Source organism: Pontibacter chitinilyticus, from assembly GCF_039748935.1.
Lineage (GTDB): Bacteria > Bacteroidota > Bacteroidia > Cytophagales > Hymenobacteraceae > Pontibacter > Pontibacter chitinilyticus.
On record NZ_JBDIZJ010000002.1, the window covers coordinates 307,821 to 326,929 of the forward strand.

The 19,109-nt window shown below is 51.3% G+C and carries 15 protein-coding genes and 1 tRNA gene; 4 read left to right on the forward strand and 12 right to left on the reverse strand.

What is annotated here, in order from left to right; translation table 11 throughout:
* Positions 1-12: 12 nt before the first annotated feature.
* The 6 genes from ABDW72_RS04960 to ABDW72_RS04985 all read right to left on the reverse strand — a co-directional run bounded on the left by ABDW72_RS04960 (position 13) and on the right by ABDW72_RS04985 (position 6,001).
* A complete protein-coding gene (locus tag ABDW72_RS04960; protein WP_347157354.1) occupies positions 13-1,167 on the reverse strand; it encodes an efflux RND transporter periplasmic adaptor subunit in 1,155 nt (384 codons plus the stop codon).
* A 31-nt stretch (positions 1,168-1,198) separates the two neighbouring features.
* Entirely contained in the window at positions 1,199-2,566 is a 1,368-nt protein-coding gene (locus ABDW72_RS04965; RefSeq protein WP_347157355.1) for a TolC family protein, read from the reverse strand.
* A 32-nt stretch (positions 2,567-2,598) separates the two neighbouring features.
* Positions 2,599-3,231: a TetR/AcrR family transcriptional regulator gene (locus ABDW72_RS04970; protein WP_347157356.1), complete on the reverse strand. Its 633-nt coding sequence runs from the start codon at positions 3,229-3,231 to the stop codon at positions 2,599-2,601.
* Between the two features lie 189 nt (positions 3,232-3,420).
* Positions 3,421-4,167, reverse strand: a complete 747-nt coding sequence (locus tag ABDW72_RS04975; protein WP_347157357.1) for a LytR/AlgR family response regulator transcription factor — start codon at positions 4,165-4,167, stop codon at positions 3,421-3,423.
* Positions 4,164-5,189, reverse strand: coding sequence for a sensor histidine kinase (locus tag ABDW72_RS04980; protein WP_347157358.1), 1,026 nt, complete (start codon positions 5,187-5,189; stop codon positions 4,164-4,166). The genes ABDW72_RS04975 and ABDW72_RS04980 overlap by 4 nt, the downstream gene beginning before the upstream one ends.
* A gap of 11 nt (positions 5,190-5,200) precedes the next feature.
* Positions 5,201-6,001, reverse strand: coding sequence for a LiaF transmembrane domain-containing protein (locus ABDW72_RS04985; protein ID WP_347157359.1), 801 nt, complete (start codon positions 5,999-6,001; stop codon positions 5,201-5,203).
* Between the two features lie 328 nt (positions 6,002-6,329).
* Here ABDW72_RS04985 and pheS point away from each other — a divergent pair, with 328 nt between their 5' ends.
* The 3 genes from pheS to ABDW72_RS05000 all read left to right on the forward strand — a co-directional run bounded on the left by pheS (position 6,330) and on the right by ABDW72_RS05000 (position 8,214).
* On the forward strand, positions 6,330-7,352 hold the full coding sequence (gene pheS / locus ABDW72_RS04990) for a phenylalanine--tRNA ligase subunit alpha (RefSeq protein ID WP_347157651.1): 1,023 nt from the start codon (positions 6,330-6,332) through the stop codon (positions 7,350-7,352).
* A 236-nt stretch (positions 7,353-7,588) separates the two neighbouring features.
* The gene (locus ABDW72_RS04995) at positions 7,589-8,008 is read left to right on the forward strand and encodes a hypothetical protein (protein WP_347157360.1); all 420 of its coding nucleotides are present in this window, start codon (positions 7,589-7,591) and stop codon (positions 8,006-8,008) included.
* 132 nt (positions 8,009-8,140) lie between these two features.
* Positions 8,141-8,214, forward strand: a tRNA-Asn gene (locus ABDW72_RS05000).
* A gap of 72 nt (positions 8,215-8,286) precedes the next feature.
* Here ABDW72_RS05000 and ABDW72_RS05005 read toward each other — a convergent pair.
* Complete coding sequence (locus ABDW72_RS05005; protein ID WP_347157361.1) at positions 8,287-9,813, reverse strand: outer membrane protein assembly factor BamB family protein; 1,527 nt, start codon at positions 9,811-9,813, stop codon at positions 8,287-8,289.
* 294 nt (positions 9,814-10,107) lie between these two features.
* On the opposite strand from ABDW72_RS05005, the gene ABDW72_RS05010 reads away from it, so the two are divergent.
* Positions 10,108-10,638, forward strand: coding sequence for an iron transporter (locus ABDW72_RS05010; protein ID WP_347157362.1), 531 nt, complete (start codon positions 10,108-10,110; stop codon positions 10,636-10,638).
* A 219-nt stretch (positions 10,639-10,857) separates the two neighbouring features.
* Here ABDW72_RS05010 and ABDW72_RS05015 read toward each other — a convergent pair whose 3' ends face one another.
* From ABDW72_RS05015 to ABDW72_RS05035, 5 genes are all read right to left on the reverse strand, one after another.
* On the reverse strand, positions 10,858-12,729 hold the full coding sequence (locus ABDW72_RS05015) for a glycoside hydrolase family 2 protein (protein WP_430438142.1): 1,872 nt from the start codon (positions 12,727-12,729) through the stop codon (positions 10,858-10,860).
* Positions 12,730-12,867: 138 nt separating this feature from the next.
* Positions 12,868-15,354, reverse strand: a complete 2,487-nt coding sequence (locus ABDW72_RS05020) for a glutaminase family protein (RefSeq protein WP_347157363.1) — start codon at positions 15,352-15,354, stop codon at positions 12,868-12,870.
* A 750-nt stretch (positions 15,355-16,104) separates the two neighbouring features.
* Entirely contained in the window at positions 16,105-16,950 is an 846-nt protein-coding gene (locus ABDW72_RS05025) for an alpha/beta hydrolase (protein WP_347157364.1), read from the reverse strand.
* A gap of 89 nt (positions 16,951-17,039) precedes the next feature.
* Positions 17,040-17,774, reverse strand: a complete 735-nt coding sequence (locus ABDW72_RS05030) for a basic secretory protein-like protein (protein ID WP_347157365.1) — start codon at positions 17,772-17,774, stop codon at positions 17,040-17,042.
* 73 nt (positions 17,775-17,847) lie between these two features.
* Positions 17,848-18,738: an ROK family protein gene (locus ABDW72_RS05035; RefSeq protein ID WP_347157366.1), complete on the reverse strand. Its 891-nt coding sequence runs from the start codon at positions 18,736-18,738 to the stop codon at positions 17,848-17,850.
* Positions 18,739-19,109: the final 371 nt, after the last annotated feature.

The window sequence follows — 19,109 nt, forward strand, 5'->3', positions numbered from 1 at the left end:
TACTTAGCAGGATTACTTCTGATCTAAAGCAGCTGTCTGATCAAATACCACGGGCTGGCCATCGTTCAGGCTCAGGTAGCCGGAGGTGATGATCTTGTCGTCTGGCGACAGGCCGTTGAGCACTTCTACCTTTCCGTTGTAAGCCATCCCTGTCTCTACCTGTTTTCTGCGGGCCACATAGCGCTTGCCATCCGGCACAGCCACATACACATAGCCGGCATTGCCATTGTTCTGCACCAGGTTCACCGGTATCACTACTGCATTTTCATTCTTATAATCCTGGATGCGGACCACGGCAACCAGGTTAGGGCGCAGGGCAACCTGCTGCCTGTTCTTCATGCGCAGCTCTACTGTAAAAGTGCGGCTGTTTGGGTTGATGTACTGGCTCACCACGTTCACCGTCGTCTTTACCTCCTTGTCCAGGTCGGGGAAGTATACTGTGGCCTCATCGCCCTTGTTGATCTTAGACAGGTAAGCCTCCGATACTTCAGCCACGATCTTGCCGCCCTGTGTATTTACCACCCGGATAATGCCTACACCCGGCGACACGGCCTCACCCGTATTCGGGATTACCTCGTCCACCACGCCGCTGATAGGCGCTTTCACGTTGTATTGATCACGCTGTTGCCGCAGGGTAGCCAGGCTGCGCTCCAGGGCTTCTTTGTTGTTTTTGGCTGTCAGGTACTGCATTTCGGTCCCGATCTTCTGGTTCCAGAGGTTCTGCTGCTTTTCATAAGCAATGCGGGCCAGGTCTAGGCGGGTTTGCAGTTCGGCTATACTTTGCTCTACCAGCATGGCATCGATGGTGGCCATGGTTTGGCCTTTGCCCACTTTGTCGCCACGCTCCACGCGTACGCTCGTCAGCACGCCGGGCACTTTCGCGCTTACCAGCACATTCTGGTCAAAATCTACTTTGCCCTGCACCTGCAGGTAGTGGCGAAATGTATCCGGGGCTACAGCCGTAACGGACACCGGCACCGTCTTTTTCTCTACCGCCACCGTTTTACCTTCCGATTTTAGTTCTGTTTCCAGCGCCGCGATCTGGCTTTGTATGTCCGCCTGCTCTTCTTTCAGCTGAGCCAGTTGCGCTTCTTTGTCAACGCCTTTGTTGCAGGCAAACAAGCTCAGCACCAGGGCCATGGCCGCGTATGTTGTAAAGTTTTTCATGTTGCTAACAGTCATCATTTTTTCAATCGTTTTATTTTGTCAGTAAGGTGCCGGAGGCTTTGTTCAGGTTTACTTTGGCGATTAGGGCATCGTAAATGGCAGCATAGTAGTTGGTTTGCGCCTCGCGCAGATCGGTTTCGGCGGTTACCACCTCCAGGTTGGAGCCTACACCCTCCTGAAACTTGATCTTGGATACGCGCGCTATTTCCTGCGCCAGTTCCAGGTTCTCGCGCTGCGACTGGAGCAGGTCCAGGGCGTTGGTCAGCTCGGTAGATGCTTGGGTGAGTTGCAGGTCTATACTTTGGCGCAGGTTTTCAAAGCCATACTTGGTGTTCTCTAATGTAAGCCTTGCCTGCTGTATCTGGTAGCGCTTGCGCAACCCGTCAAAAACAGGCAGTTGTAGCTGGCCTCCCACATAGCCATAGTTCAGCCAGTTCGTCACTTTTGCCACTTCACCAAAATCGTTGCTGGCCGCATTAAAGCCGTAGCGGGCATTCAGGTATAGCTTTGGCAGGTAGCCGGAGCGCTTGTTCTTCAGGTCCAGTTCGGCCAGGCTCTGCTGCGTTTCCAGAATGGAATATTCAATGCGGCTGCTATAGTTGAAATTGGCAGGGCTAACGTTTATCACATCAACCGCTACTTCTTTCAGCTCGTCAGTCAGCGCGATGGCCTGGTTTTGCGGCAGCCCCATCTGGAACTTCAGCAAGTTGTTGCTCAGCTCTAGCAGGCGCTCCGTTTTCTGCTTTTCCATTTGCAGGTTGTTGCGCGACACGCGCAGGCGGTCAACGTCGAGCTTTTCGGCTACGCCGTTGGTATACATGGCTTGCGTCTGGCTCAGGAGCGTATCCAGCCGGGCCAGGTTCTGGTTGAGCAGCTCCATGCGCGCCTGGCTTACCAGCACACTGTAGTAGGCTTTGCTTACCTGCTCCGCCACCTCAATCTCTGACTGCTCTGTGCTCTTTCGCGACAGATCGGTGTATACTTTCGCTGCTTTCAACCCGATCAGGAAAGAGCCATCAAACAACAGCTGGCTGCCCGTAATGGTAGCAGTGCCCATGTAAGCCGGCGTAAAGGTTACCGGCACAAAGGTGCCGGGCGCCGGAGCATTCGGGTTGTCCGGGTCCTGGAAGAACTCTGCAGGTAAAAAGCTCTTCTGCTGCACGAAGTTGTCGCCAACATCCAGGGTACCATTTACCTGTGGCAGCCCTGCCGACTTTATCTCGCCTACTTTAGCTTTATCGATCTCCTGCTGGTTGCGGGATATTTTCAGGCTGGTGCGGTTCTGCAGGGCATACGCTATACTTTGCTGCAGGCTAAACGACTGCACCTGCTGTGCATTGGCATGTATAATCCCTAGCCAGGCAAGTGCTGCCAGTATTAGGCTGATTCTTTTTTTCATAATTATACTTTGTAGTAGTAGTTGCAGATAGTTTATTCTTCTTCTACCGTATGCCGGTATTCATTTATCAGCTTATGTCCTTTTAGGGTAGCCATCCCCAGCATAAAGTGCTCCAGGCCCGCCAGCTGCACTTTTTGGACGTTAAACTCGTGTGGCGGAAACACGGCAGGGTTAAAAGGCACCTCTATCATAACCAGGCGAAGGCGGGCGACAATGTCTATGTCCAGGTCGTTCCGAAACAGGCCTTCCTGCATGCCGCGCACCACGTTTTGCCTGATATGTTGCAGAATATAGTTGTTTTTGTGGCTCACCCACAGCTCCCAGGCGGCGTGGTGGTACTTTTGCAGATCATGAAAAATAGAGGGGTGTATCGTTGTAAACACCCTCTTATTAAGTTCCATCACATTCAGGAGCTCCTCTACCGCATTGGCAGATGACTGGGTGATGCGCTCACAACTCCTTTCAACAGAAACCAGGTACTGCTCGCACGCGGCGTATACAACCTGGTCTTTGTTATCGAACCACTTATAAATCGTCTTCTTCGACATAGACAGCTGCTGCGCAATATCATCCATCGACACGCTCTTAATTCCTTTCTGGCAGAAGAGCTTAAAAGCTGCTGCTGCTATCTTCTCTATGGCCTCTGTTTTTACGGCTATATCCATTATGCTCATTTTCGAAGCAAAACTATGGAAACATTCTTCATTACCAAAGTTTCCATTAGAAAAAGCTAATAAACAAAGTCAGGGATTGCTGCAGCTATTGTAACGGCTCTTTTTAGACTGTTAACAGGTGATTGAAAGACTTCTGAACAGGTGATAACCTACTGTTAATCAAAGTGCAAACATGTAATATCAAATACCCAATACTGTTTTAAGCTTTGTGTAACCGCTCTTGCTCAGGGGCACCCGCACGCCACTCCGCAGCAGGGCAATATGGCTTTCTTTTTCAAAAGGCTCAATGCGGGTAAGCTGCGCAAGCGGGATTATGAAAGAGCGGTGCACCCGTACGAACTGTGCCGGATCGAGGCTACTCTCATAGTAACTCATGGTTTTCTTTTTGAGAAAACAGCCCGTGGTCGTATGCACCTTCACGTAATCGTCGCAGGCTTCCAGGTACAGCACGTCACTTACCGCTATAATACGGATGTCGTTGCCGGCTTTTACCACAATGCGCCCCTGCTCCTCCGGCTGCCGGACAAATACATCGGGTGCGGGCATGCTGCCTCCGGATGTACCGGCGCCTGCTCCGCGCTGCGCCAGCCATCTGTTTACGGCCGCATCAAAGCGCGACTGACTAAAGGGCTTGAGCAGGTAATCCACGGCGTTTGCCTCAAAAGCTTTGATGGCATACTCATCAAAAGCAGTGGTGAAGATGACGCCGGGTACCGGGTCAACGAGTTCCAGCATCTCGAAACCACTGATCTTCGGCATCTGTATGTCCAAAAAGATCAGGTCGGGCTGGTGCTGCATGATTGCTTTCACGCCTTCAAAACCGTTGTCGCACTCCTGCATTACCTCCACATCGGGGTGGCGCTGCAGGTACTCGCGCACAATGCTCCGGGCCAGCGGCTCGTCGTCTATAACCAGGCATTTAATCATAAGCTTTGCGGAATTTTGATATTGGTTGTAAACACACCTTCCTGCTGTCTCGTTGTGAGCAGATCGTGGCGGGCGTATAGCAGGTAAAGCCGCCGCCGGATAGAATCAAGCCCGAAGCCGGCACCTTTCCGGGGCCGTAGCGAAGCAGGGTCATACGGGTTTTCGATGCTGATGAGCAGGTTATTCTCTGCTGCTTTTGCCACAAATTTTATAGTGGTATCGCCTACGGTATCATACAGGCCATACTTAATCGCGTTTTCCATGACCGGTTGCAGCAGCAGTGCCGGCAGGTGCAGGCGCATACTTTCCTCATCCGATTCGATCACGGTATTCAGGCGATGACCGAAGCGTACTTTTTCGATCTCGAGGTAAAGCTGCAGGTGCTCTAACTCATCTGCCAGCGCCATTGTCTGCTGGTTATCCTTACACAGCGTGCCCCGCAAAAAGTCTGATAGCTGGTGAACCATCCGGCGTGCCTGCTCCGGCCGGGCAATTACCAGGGCACTAATGGAGTTGAGGCTGTTGAATAGGAAATGAGGCTGTAGTTGCTGCCGCAGGTTAAAGAGCTCGGCTTCACGTGCCATTTTCTCTGTCGCCACTTTACGCTCTTCTGCCTGCTGCTGTGCCTGCATATAAAACCAAAGCCAGCTTAGGAGCATCAGCAACAACAACATCAGCCAGGCAAACACCACCCGCACCGGCAAGGTAGCCGCTACCAGCGCCAGGTAATCCGGCGCATCCTGATACAGCCACTCCGTAACCAGGTAAAACACCCCCGTACACAGTATCGCCAGGCCCAAGCCCCAGCCCAACAGGTATACACTCTGCCGCAGCCCGGGGTGATAGTAGCGCAGCCCTGTACCCACAGCATAACCGCCACCTGCCAGCAGCAGGTTACTCAGCAGTGCGTCGGATGCTGCTGTAGAAAGGCGCAGGCCGGCATGGACGAGCAACGCAAGCTGCACTATCGTCCAGAGCAGGGCCCAGCCCAGGCAGATCCAGGTAATGCGGCGGGGAATCATGGGCAGCTGCGTTAGTAGCTCTTAATACTCAGGCCACCGAACAGGGTGGTACCCTTCAGAATCAGCACTTTGTTCGGCTCATAGCTATGCGGCATAACCGGGCGCTTATCGTCCACACCACCAAGTATGGCTGTTACCTCGGACTTCACCTCCCAGTGCGGCGGTACAATAATGCTGGTGCCACCGAAAACCTGCGTGGTGTCAATTACCACCGGGTGTTGTATATCGGCCTGCATCATGTTCAACTCCGTGCCCCCAAAGACACTTACCACTTCGCCGCCTTTAAAATTTTTAGAGATAACGTTCTTCTTTGTTCCCCCAAATATAGTGGTGCAGTCAATGTAATCTTCTGTTGAGGTAGAGTCTTCGCCACAGAATATGTTCTCGGCCCGGGCCGCAGGCGGTGCTCCTGCTCCTCTTCGGAACCTCCGCGGGTAGCGCCCCTGGCGTGGCCGCAGAATCATCCATAAACCCATTACAATAATCAGGATGGGCCAGAAGTATGCCCGCACAGAGAAACCGGGCATCAGATCATCAAGTAGAAACACGGTGCCGACCAGCACTAACACCAGCCAACCAGGGCGCCGGAAGGAGTGGCGCATACCAACAAACAGGCCCAGCACGATGAGAAATACCGGCCAAGTAAAAAGCCAGTGAGGCAAAAATATAGTATGCAGCTTAGCGGCCAGCAATACCAGCCCCACTACTATCAGCAGCAGGCCTCCCAATACTCTGCCGGAGTTGCTGCTACGTCGGTTCTCCAGGCCACTATAGTCGTAGTTTCCTGAAGGTCTCATTTCGTTTTCTTCCATTGTCTTATTTTTAATTTCTGAATCAAAGATAGGATAGCCCGCGGCCTGCCGCAACGGGAATTAGGCTTGCTCCGGCAACAAATCGGTAAATGGCGGGTTTGCGTCGGTAAACACCACCGCTGTTTTTCCATACTTCGTTTACCGCTCTGCCTTTCGGGCTTTGCTGCTTTGCAGGGCAAGTTGCCAAATACTTCTGAGTCGCTCAAACTAATCTCTATCCGTCAAGCGTTTCTATGGCTGAGTGGTGCGGTGGAGGAAAGTCGGGTTGAAGAAATAGCCCGTGAGGGAGCATTCCGTTAGAACCGCCAAATTATTATCTTTGCATATGATGGTTGAGAAGATACAACAAATAGCACAGGAAATAGAGGCTGCACAGCTGGCTGATGCGGCCGAACTGGAGCAGTTCCGCATAACGTACATAGGCCGTAAAGGCCGCATTGCCGATTTATTTGACGGACTGAAGCAGGTGGCGCCGGAGCAGCGCCGCGAAGTGGGCCAGGAACTGAACAGCCTGAAGAACCGTGCCCAGGAGCGCTTCGACGAGGCACAGGAGCAATTGAGCCATGCAGTGAACACCAGCGAGCACACCTTTGACTATACCTTGCCACCAGTGCCGAATACGTTGGGTACACGCCACCCGCTTTCGCTGGTACGTCGCGAGATCGTGCGTATTTTTGAGCGTATCGGCTTTAACGTGTCCGAAGGGCCGGAGATGGAAGATGACTGGCATAACTTCTCGGCATTAAATTTCCCTGAGAACCACCCTGCCCGCGAAATGCAGGACACTTTCTTTTTGAGCGAAGACAAGCAGCACCTGCTGCGCACACATACATCAACCGTGCAGGTGCGCCTGATGGAAACACAGCAACCGCCGCTGCGCAGCATTATGCCTGGCCGCGTATATCGCAACGAAGCCATCTCGGCCCGTGCCCATATGGTGTTCCACCAGGTCGAAGGCTTGTATGTAGATAAAAACGTGAGCTTTGCCGACCTGAAGCAGACGCTTTATTATTTTGCAAAAGAGATGTTCGGTCAGGATACGCAAGTGCGCTTCCGTCCGTCATTCTTTCCTTTTACGGAGCCTAGCGCCGAAATCGATATTACGTGCCTTATCTGCAAGGGCGAAGGCTGTAACATTTGCAAAGGTACCGGTTGGGTGGAGATTGGCGGCTCCGGCATGGTAGACCCGGCCGTACTGGAGAGCAGCGGCATTGATCCGAAGACCTACTCGGGCTTTGCCTTTGGCATGGGCATTGAACGTATCTCGATGCTCAAGTACCAGATCAAAGACCTGCGCCTGTTTACCGAAAACGACGTACGTTTCCTGCGCCAGTTCGAGAGCGTGCTTTAATTTTTAAGCGCACGAAAGCAGGCAGTAAAGCCTCCTGCTTTCGTGCGCTTAATGGCAGGTTACCAGCGCTTTTATGTTAATGCAGCCGTACTCTTTAGTTCCAGTGCTGCTTTTCCCGGCCGTTTGTATACCAGTATGACCAAGGATTCAAGGCCGGAACAAGCAACCTGCTGAAAGCAATACGGATAAAAGAGGTGGCGGACAAAGGTAGCGATGCGACAGAAGAGACAGAATTTATGGCTAAACGATGGACATCACTGCTTGTGCTATTATTGCTGCTCTGCGGCTGTAAAGACCAGGGCATAGGACCAGGCATACCGGATGTACCGGTAAGTATACAGCTCAATGTAAGCAGTTTGCAGTACCCGCAGTTGCGGCAGGATGGGGGCTATGTATACTTGCAGGGCGGCTATAATGGCATCCTGCTGGTGCGCCAGAATGCGAACCTGTATACAGCTTTTGAACGTGCCTGCACCTACGATCCCACCGCCTCCTGCTCGCAGGTAGAGGTAGATGCCTCTAACCTGTTCTTAATTGATAAGTGCTGCGGCTCCCAGTTCAACTTTCAGGGCAATGTTACCGCCGGGCCTGCCATGTATAGCTTAAAGCAGTATCAAACCTCGCTTATGGGCAATGTGCTGTATATTTCGAACTAATAATTTTAAATTGATTTACAGCAGCTTATACTTTTTCGCAAACATTTTTTGAGAGCATACTTGCGTCGTATTCAAAACTGCCGTAATATTGCACCATCAATCAGCGGGTTATCCCCTGTTGGTTAACCGAATTCCTCCTTAGCTCAGTTGGTTAGAGCACATGACTGTTAATCATGGGGTCCCTGGTTCGAGCCCAGGAGGGGGAGCTTGAAAAAAAGCCACTTACAAGAAATTGTTAAGTGGCTTTTTTATTTTCTGGGCTTTGCTGCAGCAGCTTTTTACTTCACCGAATACGCATACACGCCATTATCGCCTTTATCGGCCCAGTCTTTTAACATGGCTGTCACGCCACCCGATAAAAAAAGGGTATTGCCCTCTACTCTTAACTGCGAGAGAATAGGAGCGGGAACTTTGGTCTGCATCAGCTGCTTGCCATCTGTGGCACGGTAGGCCTGAATGGTACCATCTAAAGAACCTACCAGGTATACATCGTTTGACAGGTAACCCGAGGTAACAGAGGCAGGCTGCGCATGGTTAATAACCCATTGCGGCGCGCCAGTTTGGGCATTGACACCTTTTACTGTGATCGGGTGCTTGCCGGGCGGCATCGATATTGCATACCCGTTATTGCTCCAGGCAAAGACCATTTCCTTTCCGATAGATGCATCGCCGTGCATACCACCGTGTACACCCCCATAGCCAATGTTAGTGTTCCATACTTTTTCGCCAGTTACAGCATTGTATACCAGGTAGGTGCCACTCTTTTGCCCTGCGCCTACCAGCCGCGTAGGCTGCCCATTCACGTTGGCGACAAAAAGTTGCGCTCCCCCTGCAAAGTCATAGTCCGGTCCGTTCTGATCAGCCTTTGTCCACACGTCGTGTGATGTTACCTGGTCAAACCATTTGACCTCCCCTGTCTTAGCGTCTACCGCCACAATAGCATCCGACATCTTTGAGGACTCGCCGGTGTAGTTATTGCCAGTGGTAAAGTATAACATGTTCAGGTCTGGATCCAGAGCGAAGGAAGACCACATCGGCACACCATTCTGCGGCGCCTGTACCAGCTCTCTTCTCCAGGCGATGCTGCCGTCGCTTGCTCGCAGCGCCACCACCTGCCCCCTGAAATCAGGCTTAAAGTCTTTTTTCATGTGGGTCATAGGCTCTTCCACAGATTGCACACCAATGTATACCAAGCCATCGTGGTATAAAAGGGTACCCACGTCACCGGCTTCCGGATCATCGACAAACTTAGTTTTCCAAAGAACGTTCCCCGTGGCGGGGTCAATGCCGAAGGCATTCCCTTCCACGCTGGCCTCATAGAGCTTGCCATCGCCTAAAGTACCCGTGCCGGCAAAGCCATGCCAGGGCCACATGGTTTTCGGTTGCTCCACCTCTTTTTTCCAGAGGAGCTTACCAGTACGATCTAGTTTATAGACCATACCGCCCCAGTCACCGAAGTACACGCCCGTTCCATCCACCAGCGGCGTATGGCTTACAGGGTTAGGCGTATCATACTTCCAGGCCATCTGCATGTTGCCAACATTGCTACTGTTGATGCTGGTGTTCATACTCGCATGTTGATTCCAAAGCATCGCCTCTACTTCCGGGTTCCGGTTAATAGGAGGCGCACTGGAGGCAGCCATGGGAGCTGCTGTGGTGGTAGCTGGCATTACCGCCTCCGGGGCTGATGTAGTGGTAGTGGCCGTTTGCTGGGCAGATGTGCTACAGGAGGTAAGCAGGATTGCACTGAGAAACATAGAAATGGAAAGGCTCCGAAAGAGGACTGTACTCGTAAACGTCTTCATAAACTTGATTTTTTAGAATGTGAGGCATCGCCTGAACCACTCCTTCAATAAATAGTCGACTAGACGAGTACCTATATTATTTACCTATCAGGTCACTATTTGTTTCAAGTGCTCCTAGTAAAAAGACAATTCATCTTTAGCGCGATAGGATTTTTAAAAAGAAGAATCCAAACTTTTTAGATGGCGTCTTGTTCAACCTTGTATAGGACTATTCTCCTCCTTATTAAAAGAAACAGCTTAAAAAACCCTTTCTGTTTCGCTGTAGTAAATAAATAAGAATAACAACGAAAGCGTATGGAAATCAAACACAACACACTTAAAGTAGCCTTGGAAAAGGCGCAGGGGCTTGCTTATGAGGCGGCTCTGAAGCTTATGCAGCACATGGACAACCACGTATCAGTAGAGGTGGATGACTACATTGTGCATGTGGTAAGCGAAAAAGCAGAAGGAACTTATCAGTTAGCCGGCGGCGGGTTGAAATGGCACGTTCCGGAGGCGACATATAATACACACATGGAAGTTGTAGTGCAGGATAAACACGACCTGCGCTTTATTCCTGAGCTGAAAATTAAGGCCAACGTGCTAAAAGACGGACAGCTGGTGGAAGAAAGAGACTTCCCTTTTTTCTGGCACCCCTTCCTAAATCACTATGGCAGTAACTTCCACATAGAAGAGGCCGGCGAGTATGAAGTGGAGGTACACATCCCCGCTCCTTCTTTCCCCCGCCACGATGAGGTGAAGGGCAAACGCTATGTAAAAGATGTAATCGTGAAGGTGGGGCCACTTAAACTGGAAAAGGGAAGAAAGCCCCACGGACCAGAATGAACAACACGCCTGATGTTCGGCATGAGCAATGCACAAAAAGCAGTGCTTTTACCTCTGAAATCTGCTCAACTTTGCAGCAAAATCCGAAGTAAAAGCACTCTTCAATATACTCCCTAGTGTTAATTTTTGCCACTGACATTTAGTTATACATCGGCCGGGTACATCGTATAGAAGGAGCGCGCCATGCTGCAGCATAACTTATACTTATGGCAGCGGTGGCTATTGGGCTGCCGCTGTTTCCATTTCCACCAGTGATGGATCGTAGAGCTTGCTATTGGCTTCCCTGAGCTTTTCGGCCGGTACTTTCATCACCTTCCGGTCATAGGTCATCAGGCCGTTCGTCTCCACCTCCACGTCTGTGGTTTGGGTATATACGGCTGCTGACAAGCCTTTCTTTATTAGAGTTTCCAGCTTCTCAGTGAAGGATTTATACTTGTCAAACAGCTCGTCGGCATTTTTAAAGTTCTGATAGCCCCAGTTGTCCTTCTGCTGCCAGGTATGGCCTGGCACTGGCAGCCCTAGCCCCCCGAACTCCCCTAGCACAATCGCCTGGTCGCGCCCAAACAGATCGGCACGAGGCATGGCTGGGTCCGGGTAATGATGCAGATCGATGATCTGGCCTACTTTATGGAAATTGCCCCCACTGGCGCTGTTAACCAGCCGCGATGAGTCCCGCTGCATGGTCCAGTTCACGATCTCTATTGTCTTAAACTGCCCCCAGGCTTCGTTGAAAGGCACCCATACCACAATACTCGGAAAATTGTACAGGTCGTCCATGATCTCTTTCCATTCGGTGCGGTAAATTTGCTCCGACTCTGCCGTGCGGGTCATGTCTTCGGCCTCGCCCTCTATACCTGGGTGGTTGCCCCAGTGCGCTCCCAGGTCTCCGCTGGGCATGTCCTGCCATACCAACATACCGGTTTTATCGCAGTGGTAGTACCAACGCGCGGGCTCCACCTTCACATGCTTGCGAATCATGTTAAATCCCATCGCTTTGGTTTTATCGATGTCGGAAACCAAAGCTGCTTCGGTGGGCGCGGTATAGAGGCCATCCGGCCACCAACCCTGGTCTAACGGGCCATACTGAAACACAAACTTGTTATTGAGCAACATCCGCTGCACGCCATCTTCATCTGGCCCCACACTGATCTTGCGCATAGCAAAATAGCTTTTCACTTCATCCACCACTTTGCCGTTGCGCATAACTGCCAGGCGCAGATCGTACAGAAAAGGACTTTCGGGCGACCACAGCTTGGGATTTTTTATAGATAGCACCGCAGTTGCAGTTGCTTTTACCAGTTGCTCGCCCACCTTGTTTTTCCCGTCCCAGGCCGAGATGCGCAGTTGGTCGTTGGGCTGCAGGTTTTCAATTGCAGCACTTACCGTAAGGGTCTGCTGGTCGATGTTGGGAGTTTGGCGGGTGTCGGCGATGTAGGTTTTAGGTACCGGCTCCAGCCACACCGTTTGCCAGATGCCGGTCACGGGCGTATACCAGATGCCCTCGGGCTTGTTTACCTGCTTGCCACGTGGCTGCGGGCCTTCGTCCGAAGGGTCCCACACGCGCAGGGCAATTTCCTGCTGGCTTCCTTTTTTCAGGGCTGCCGTAATATCGAAGGTAAAAGGATCATAACCGCCCTGGTGAGCGCCTACTTTCTTACCATTCACGTACACATCCGCCTGCCAGTCCACAGCACCAAAGTGCAGCAGCACGTTTTGTTTCCGCAGCTTAGAGGGCACAGTTATCACTTTTTTATACCACAACACATTGTCGTTACCAACCAATTTACCCACTCCCGACAGGGCAGACTCGATGGGATAAGGCACCAGGATATGCCCCTCGAAAGTGGCAGGTGCTGTTTCTTGCTGGGCTTTGGGCTGCACCGCATACTGCCACAGCCCGTTCAGGCTCTGCCAGTCGTCGCGCACCAACTGTGGGCGCGGGTACTCTGGCAGCGGGTTAGCCGGATCAACTTTATCTGTCCAAGGGGTGGTGATCTTCCTTGCCACAACATGCCAGCCTGACGTTTGCGCCTGCACCATGCCTGCCTGGCATAGCAGTACTAAAAGAAGTATGTAGTATGATTTCTTCATCCAATAGGTATTTTAGTATACTTTGTCTTATTGAACTTCTTTCTAATGCCCTTCTATACCTGCCGGCAGCAGTTCTATAAAGCTGCCGGTTCAGAGAAAGAGTCAACACTTCTGGTGCAGAAGTGTAAGCAGCGCAAATTACTGTTTCACTCCTTTACGGAGCCGCTCATCGAGCAACTTAATAAAGTACCCACCGACTACGCTTCTGGCCTGAAAACCGACATGCTTGCCATTAGTCGTTTCGTGCCAGTCGCTTAAGGGCACCCTGTCCGTAGTTTCAGTAGCGAACTTGTAAACCGGCTGTATCAGCGACTGGAAATCTGCCTTGTTGTCGGCTAAAGTTGCTGACCATAAAATCCAATCAGACTTGGTATAGGTTTTTCTGCTGTCGAGCGGAACGCCGTATGCCTGCTGGTGGGCCAGGTAAAAGTTAACTTCTTTGTCGTATACTTCTTTTGGGAACAAATTCAGATTTAGCACCTTGTCCCACACCAGGTTATACTTCTGGCTCCAGGTGTTCTTGTCGTTAAAGGTAAGGGCATAATGGTCGCCGGCATTTGCCATCACCATCCAGCGCTTTGCCATGTCGCGGGCCATGGCAGTATACTTGTCGGCGGTACTTTGTTCGCCCAGCATCCCGGCCATCATACCATAGCAGCCTAAACCAACAATGGCTTTAACCGAAAGATTTGCGTTGCGGGCCAGGTGCCCGGCAAAATCATCCGTAGACAACTGGTTTGCCGGATCAAAACCTTCTTTACTTAAAAACTCCGCCCAGGTAGTTAAAGTCTTCCAGTGCTTTTTGGCATACTCGGCATTACCCTCTGCTTTGGCAATAGCCGCTGCCAGAATGATCATGTTGCCGGACTCTTCCACCGGCATACCCTCGCCATACGTCTGCCCGTTTGCAATAGGGTATGTTCCCAGGTCGTGGGCCGCAAAGGGCTGGTCCCATTTGCCGCTTTCGCTGAAATAAAAAATACCAGTCAGCATGCCTTTCAGCAGATCAGGATTGTATACCAGGAACAGTGGGGCGGATGGGAAAGTAACATCCACGGTATTAATGGAGCCGTTGCTATAGTTTTCTTTCGACAGGAACAGTAGTTCTCCCTGTGGGCTCTTTACCAGGATGTGCGCTGCTATACTTTGGCGGTAGGCCAGCTCACACAACTCGGCATAAGCTTCGCCGCCTGCTGCTTTCGTATCTGCATACAGCTTTTTGTTGAATGCTGCGCACTGCTGCATCACAGACGGATACTGGGCAGCAGCCTGGTTCAGTTCCTGATCTATTGTTTCCCCGTTTTGCTTCCACCAGGGCAGTAAGTTCTGGTGAAAATACTGGACAGCGTACAACTCATCATAGCCCAGCAAAAGGTACGCTTCTTTGGGTGAAGCTGATACTTTCCCGACCGGCAACACCGTATTCAGCACCAGGTGCTTGCCTTGCGAAGTAGCCTTGGCGCTGGCGCCGGAGACAAAAGTGGCAATTGCCTGATCAGCCGGCGTGATATACTGGATTGGCTTCTGCTTTTTAGGCGCTGCCACATACATATAGCCCCAGTCGATGCGCAGGTCGTCGCCTTTCTTCTCCAGCACCGGCTGCGCAGTGGTGCCCGCCTTCAGCACCGACAACGTATTGGTAGCATACTGCTGGGCTGTTACCTCCTGCGCCGGCGTATTAACAGCGATGTCGGTAGATGCCCCAAAGTATAGCTTCACCTCATGCACCTTTTTGTCGTTTGCCTGCAACTTGCTGGAAATGTAAGACACCGGCCTGGAAAACAACTCCAGGTTATCCATCAGCAAAGGAGAGGTAAACGTAAGCGTCAGGTCAACCGGGCCGCAGGTGAACTGGTAAACGGTTTGCGTGGCGTATACATCCACGCTGGTTTGCAAGGCGGTTAGTACAGTAGCATCATTCTTCCCCGGAACTTCGTCTACAAGGCCAGCATCCAGCACGGCAGCGCCGCCGGTATTGGTACAGTGCAGCGCAAGCACGTTTTCACCTTCCTTTAAATTTGCCCTGATCGCGTCCGACACATCGCTGTAAATGTATTTGCCAGAGGCACCACCAAGTGTAAGAATCTCTTTGCCGTTCAGGTATACTTCCACGTCGTCATCGTGCCGTAATTTCAGCAGTGGCTTGTGCAGGTCTGCCTGGTTCAGCGTAAAGGTTCGGCGCACCCAAATATCTTTGCTTAGCCACCGGGTTTTGTCCTGCTGGGCGTTATCCCCCAACGGTGCCTGGCCCGACTGCCAGCCACTGGCGTCAAAGCCGGGGTTCATCCACGTTGCTGCAGGAGCTGTTTCGGTGTATTTAACCGTGTAGAAATCTTCATCTGCGGCAGGCAGAATGGTTTTGTAAGTTTTCTCCGCATTGCCCAGGAAGCGGTAGGTCTTGCCGTCTACCTTTATCAGGCCTGTTAAGGATTGGTTTGCGCCAGTCCAGTGCCGGGTGGGGGCAGCACTCAAGGTATCGTTAAAAGACCAGATGCTGAAGTATGCATTATGAGTGATTAGGGGATAAGCTGGTGCCTCATGCTGTTGCGCATAGGCCATGCTACTCACAAAAAACGTGAGCAGCAGGATGAGCTTCTTAAAAAACCGAGGTTGTATTCTATTCATAAAGTATAATTTATTAGAATGCGTTTAATATGATAGGTTTATAAAGCGTCACCTACTCGACTGCTGCTATATGTTTAGAGGCTGTAGCACAGTGCATTGGCAAAGAGCGTCATACTTCCGAAAATCCCTGCTTTGGGCTCTTTTTCAAAAACCACTTTTGACGAGATTACCCGTCGTATGCATTTCATTCTTTCTTCATTCCGTATCAACTGGCTTTTCCCGTAGCCGCTTGGCTAAAAGGAAGTATAAATTCCTCTACATCCGGCGTCATGCTATTTGCTGCGCACACACCAAAAACTCAGGTGCTCCATACCACTGTCTTCCGTGCTTTTCATTCTGCGCGCCACCCGGTAGCCGGAACAGTAATTATCGTTGTATAAAAAGGAGCCACCCCGAATTACCGCTTGCTGGCGTAAGGCTCTTGCGGGGCGTCGCTCTTAGCTGGTCCCTGCGGGTTTCTGACGCCTGCCGGGTCGGTGTGCCCGCGTAGCGTACGTGCCTCAAAGCAGCGCGCGAAATAGCGCTTTAAACTTCATTATTTATACTTGTGTAAGTTACTCTTAGCCATTCATCCCATACTTATATTTGCCCATGCCCGAGCTAAGCAGATGCGCCGGCTGCTAACCAGTGCACCGACGACACCTGCGATTTCTCACCTAGAAAAGGCTTTGTACAGCAACGGCAGTCATTGCCTGGTAGCAACCTGCTACAGGCCGGTTATACTTGCGCTTTTCTTTTCAGTGGTGCGCCTTACTTCTTCTCTGTTATTTCCTTTGTAACAGTGGCTACCTCTTTGAGCAGCAATGGAAACGCCGGCTCCGGCATGCCGCCGTGGTCGAACCCTTCGAGCTCGTATAGTGTGGTGCGCTTATGACCTGCCAGCTGCATCATGCGCCACAGGTATGCATTTTCCTCGTAGCGGCCCAGCATTTCCTTTTCGCGGTCGCCCGTAATTAGGAGCATGGGCGGCGCATCAGCCCGTACATGATACAGTGGCGCATAGTCATCAACCAACGGCTGAATATCTTTCATGCCCCGCTCTTTCCGCACCGTAAAGTGGGTGATGGCCTGCCCGCTAAAAGGAATAAGTGCGGCAATGTTGTTGGCGTCGATGTTATACTTGCGCAGGTACTTTTTATCGAGCGTTACCATCATCCCCAGGTAGCCGCCCGCCGAGTGCCCCGATACAAAAATGAGACGTGGACTGCCACCGTAGTCGCTGATGTGCCGGAACGTCCAAGCGACTGCCGCCGCGGCGTCTTCTATGTAAGCAGGTGCTTTTACTTCCGGAGACAGCCGGTAACCGACACCCACCACCGCGTAGCCTTTCTCCATCAGGGCTTTAGGAATTTCCTTGCTTCCACCTGTCATGCCTCCGGCGTGCAGCCATACGATCGTAGGAAAGTTTTTTGCGCCCTTTGGGTAATATATATCCAGCAGGCAATGGGAGGCGATATACGGATTTTTTCTGTTGACGGAATCCGGATAATAAGCGATGTTCTTTTCTGTAACGTACTGTTGTTGGCCCTGCGCCGCGGCGGCACCCAGGAGGAGCAAACAGAAAAGCAGTTGTTTTAAGTAAGCAGATAATCGCATAGTCGTGTTTTAACAGAATGACTGCACTGCCTGCCGGTAGCGCAAAAGATTAAAGTGCAGGTACACTGCTGCAGCAGCTTTGAGGGCAATTACAGCGCTGGATTTCGGCCATACTCCTGCCACAGCTCATCGAGCGTTTTGCCGGTTAAGCTTACCCAGATCTGGGGCGTGTAAGTATGGTTGCGCATGGCTACGTTCAGCTTGTCCGCTATTTGGTTGTCTTTGTGCTTTTCCAGCCAGGCCAGAAAGCGCGCCGTTATCCGGTAGCTGTTGGTATAGCTTTGCTCCGGCTTGTAGTCGGGCAGCGACCAGTTGGCTTTAGCATTGTTCACGCCATACTTGTAGCGCACATAGTCGGTGATGCCTTCGGTCAGCCAGCCGGGTCCGGGGGTGTCGCCGTAGTCCTGCACAATATGGAATGCCTCATGCGTTACCACGTCAATGTCCTCGGGGTGTGCCAGCATCCAGGCGGGGCTAAAGCGGATAATGTCGCCGCTTGTGGCCGCCACACCTTTGTAGCCTGGGTCGATGATGAAGGTGACTTTGGTGGCTGTTTTCGGGTTAAAGCGCTCCGCCTCCTGCGGGTATACTTTGAAGAAAGCCGCTTCCATGGCTTGCTTGATTGCATCTCCACTTTGGGCAAAGGCCGTATCTTTGTTGATGAAGACGAGCGTATACGGCCCGTGTGTTACAGAATCCCTGCTCAGGTAGTTGCCGATGTAGGACCAGTCGTTTTGCCGGCCCTTTCCATCTTTCACCCCCTGCGCCTGCGCTAGTGTCAGCAAGCCAAGTATAAGTAGGCAACCTATCAGTAGTGTTTTCATTTTAGCTTATTTAAGTTATTCCGGAATATTCCGGTTTTGCACGTATACCAGTCGTTGCCGGTAAACAGAAGCCTTACTTGGGTGCACTCGCCAGCACCTGCGCTTTCCAGGCGCTGGCAGCTCCTATCAGGGCTGCCTCCTCGCCCAGCGCTGCCTCCTGCACAGTAATATGCATGGCCTCCTGCTCTAGTGCAGCTTTTAGTTCCGCTGCAAAAAGAACGTATGCCTTGGCAATGTTGCCCCCCAACACGACCACTGAAGGGTTGTAAACACGGGCACAACCGGTGATGAACTTCGCCAGGTTTCGCCCGAATTCCTCAAAAATCAACCGAACCACGGCATTTTCCTGCGCTAAAGCGGCCAATTCTTTCACACCGTTTACCTGAAGGCCTGTTAGTGCAAAATACCTTTTCTCAAACCACCGCGTGGACAGGTAATCTTCGGCTATACCTTCTTTAAACGGGCTGCTCCACAGCGCGGCGTCTTCTGCCTGCCCGTTACGGCAACCAGCAGAGCCGAGCCCTGTGCCCAAGGTAAGCCCCAGCACTTGCGTGCACCCCTGCGCCGCACCACAAAGCAGCTCTCCCAGCAGAAAACACTCGGCATCGTTCAGGAATTTAATGCCGCCGGCGGACATACCTAACCTAACTGCCAGCAGTTCCCGCACATTAAGCTGGTAAAGCACCTCATACTTGTTCTGATCCCTGATCATGGAAATGCCGTTGTCATAATCGAAAGGACCCGGCATGGCAATACCTATTTTCCCGGAGACATTGTCAAAGACCTTAGTGGAAGCTTCAATCACTTCTCCCCAATCATTAATTATTTCGTCGACGCTTCTCTGCGTGTTGATTTCCCTCCTTACATAGCTACCGGGCAGTATAGCGCAGGTTTCCATGTCTACTAATGCCGCTGAAATGTGCGATCCACCAACATCAATACCCATTACTACTTTATTACTCATACTTCTTAAGTTTGATTTTAAAAGCTTTGTTAAAGCGGGCGCACCATATTCCAATATTTAAAGGTGAATCGAAGCTTCTTCCTTTCAAGTCCAAAACTGTTTTCCGAAATTCAGGCAATAAATCATACAGCTAAAACGATTTAGCAAGTATGAAAACTCAAGCTTCCTTCTTCGTTCCTGCAGAGCAATTCTGAAAATTATACCTATAAAGCCTCTACAATTGCTCCAAACAAGGAAGGTAAAACGGTTTAGCAGCAGTATAGAAAGTAACCTTTAACTACTACCTCGCTCTACATAGGTACTTCTGAAAACTTGTGAAAGTATGAGAACTTTATAGAATCCATCTGTTTCAATCCTCATAGAAAATTGCA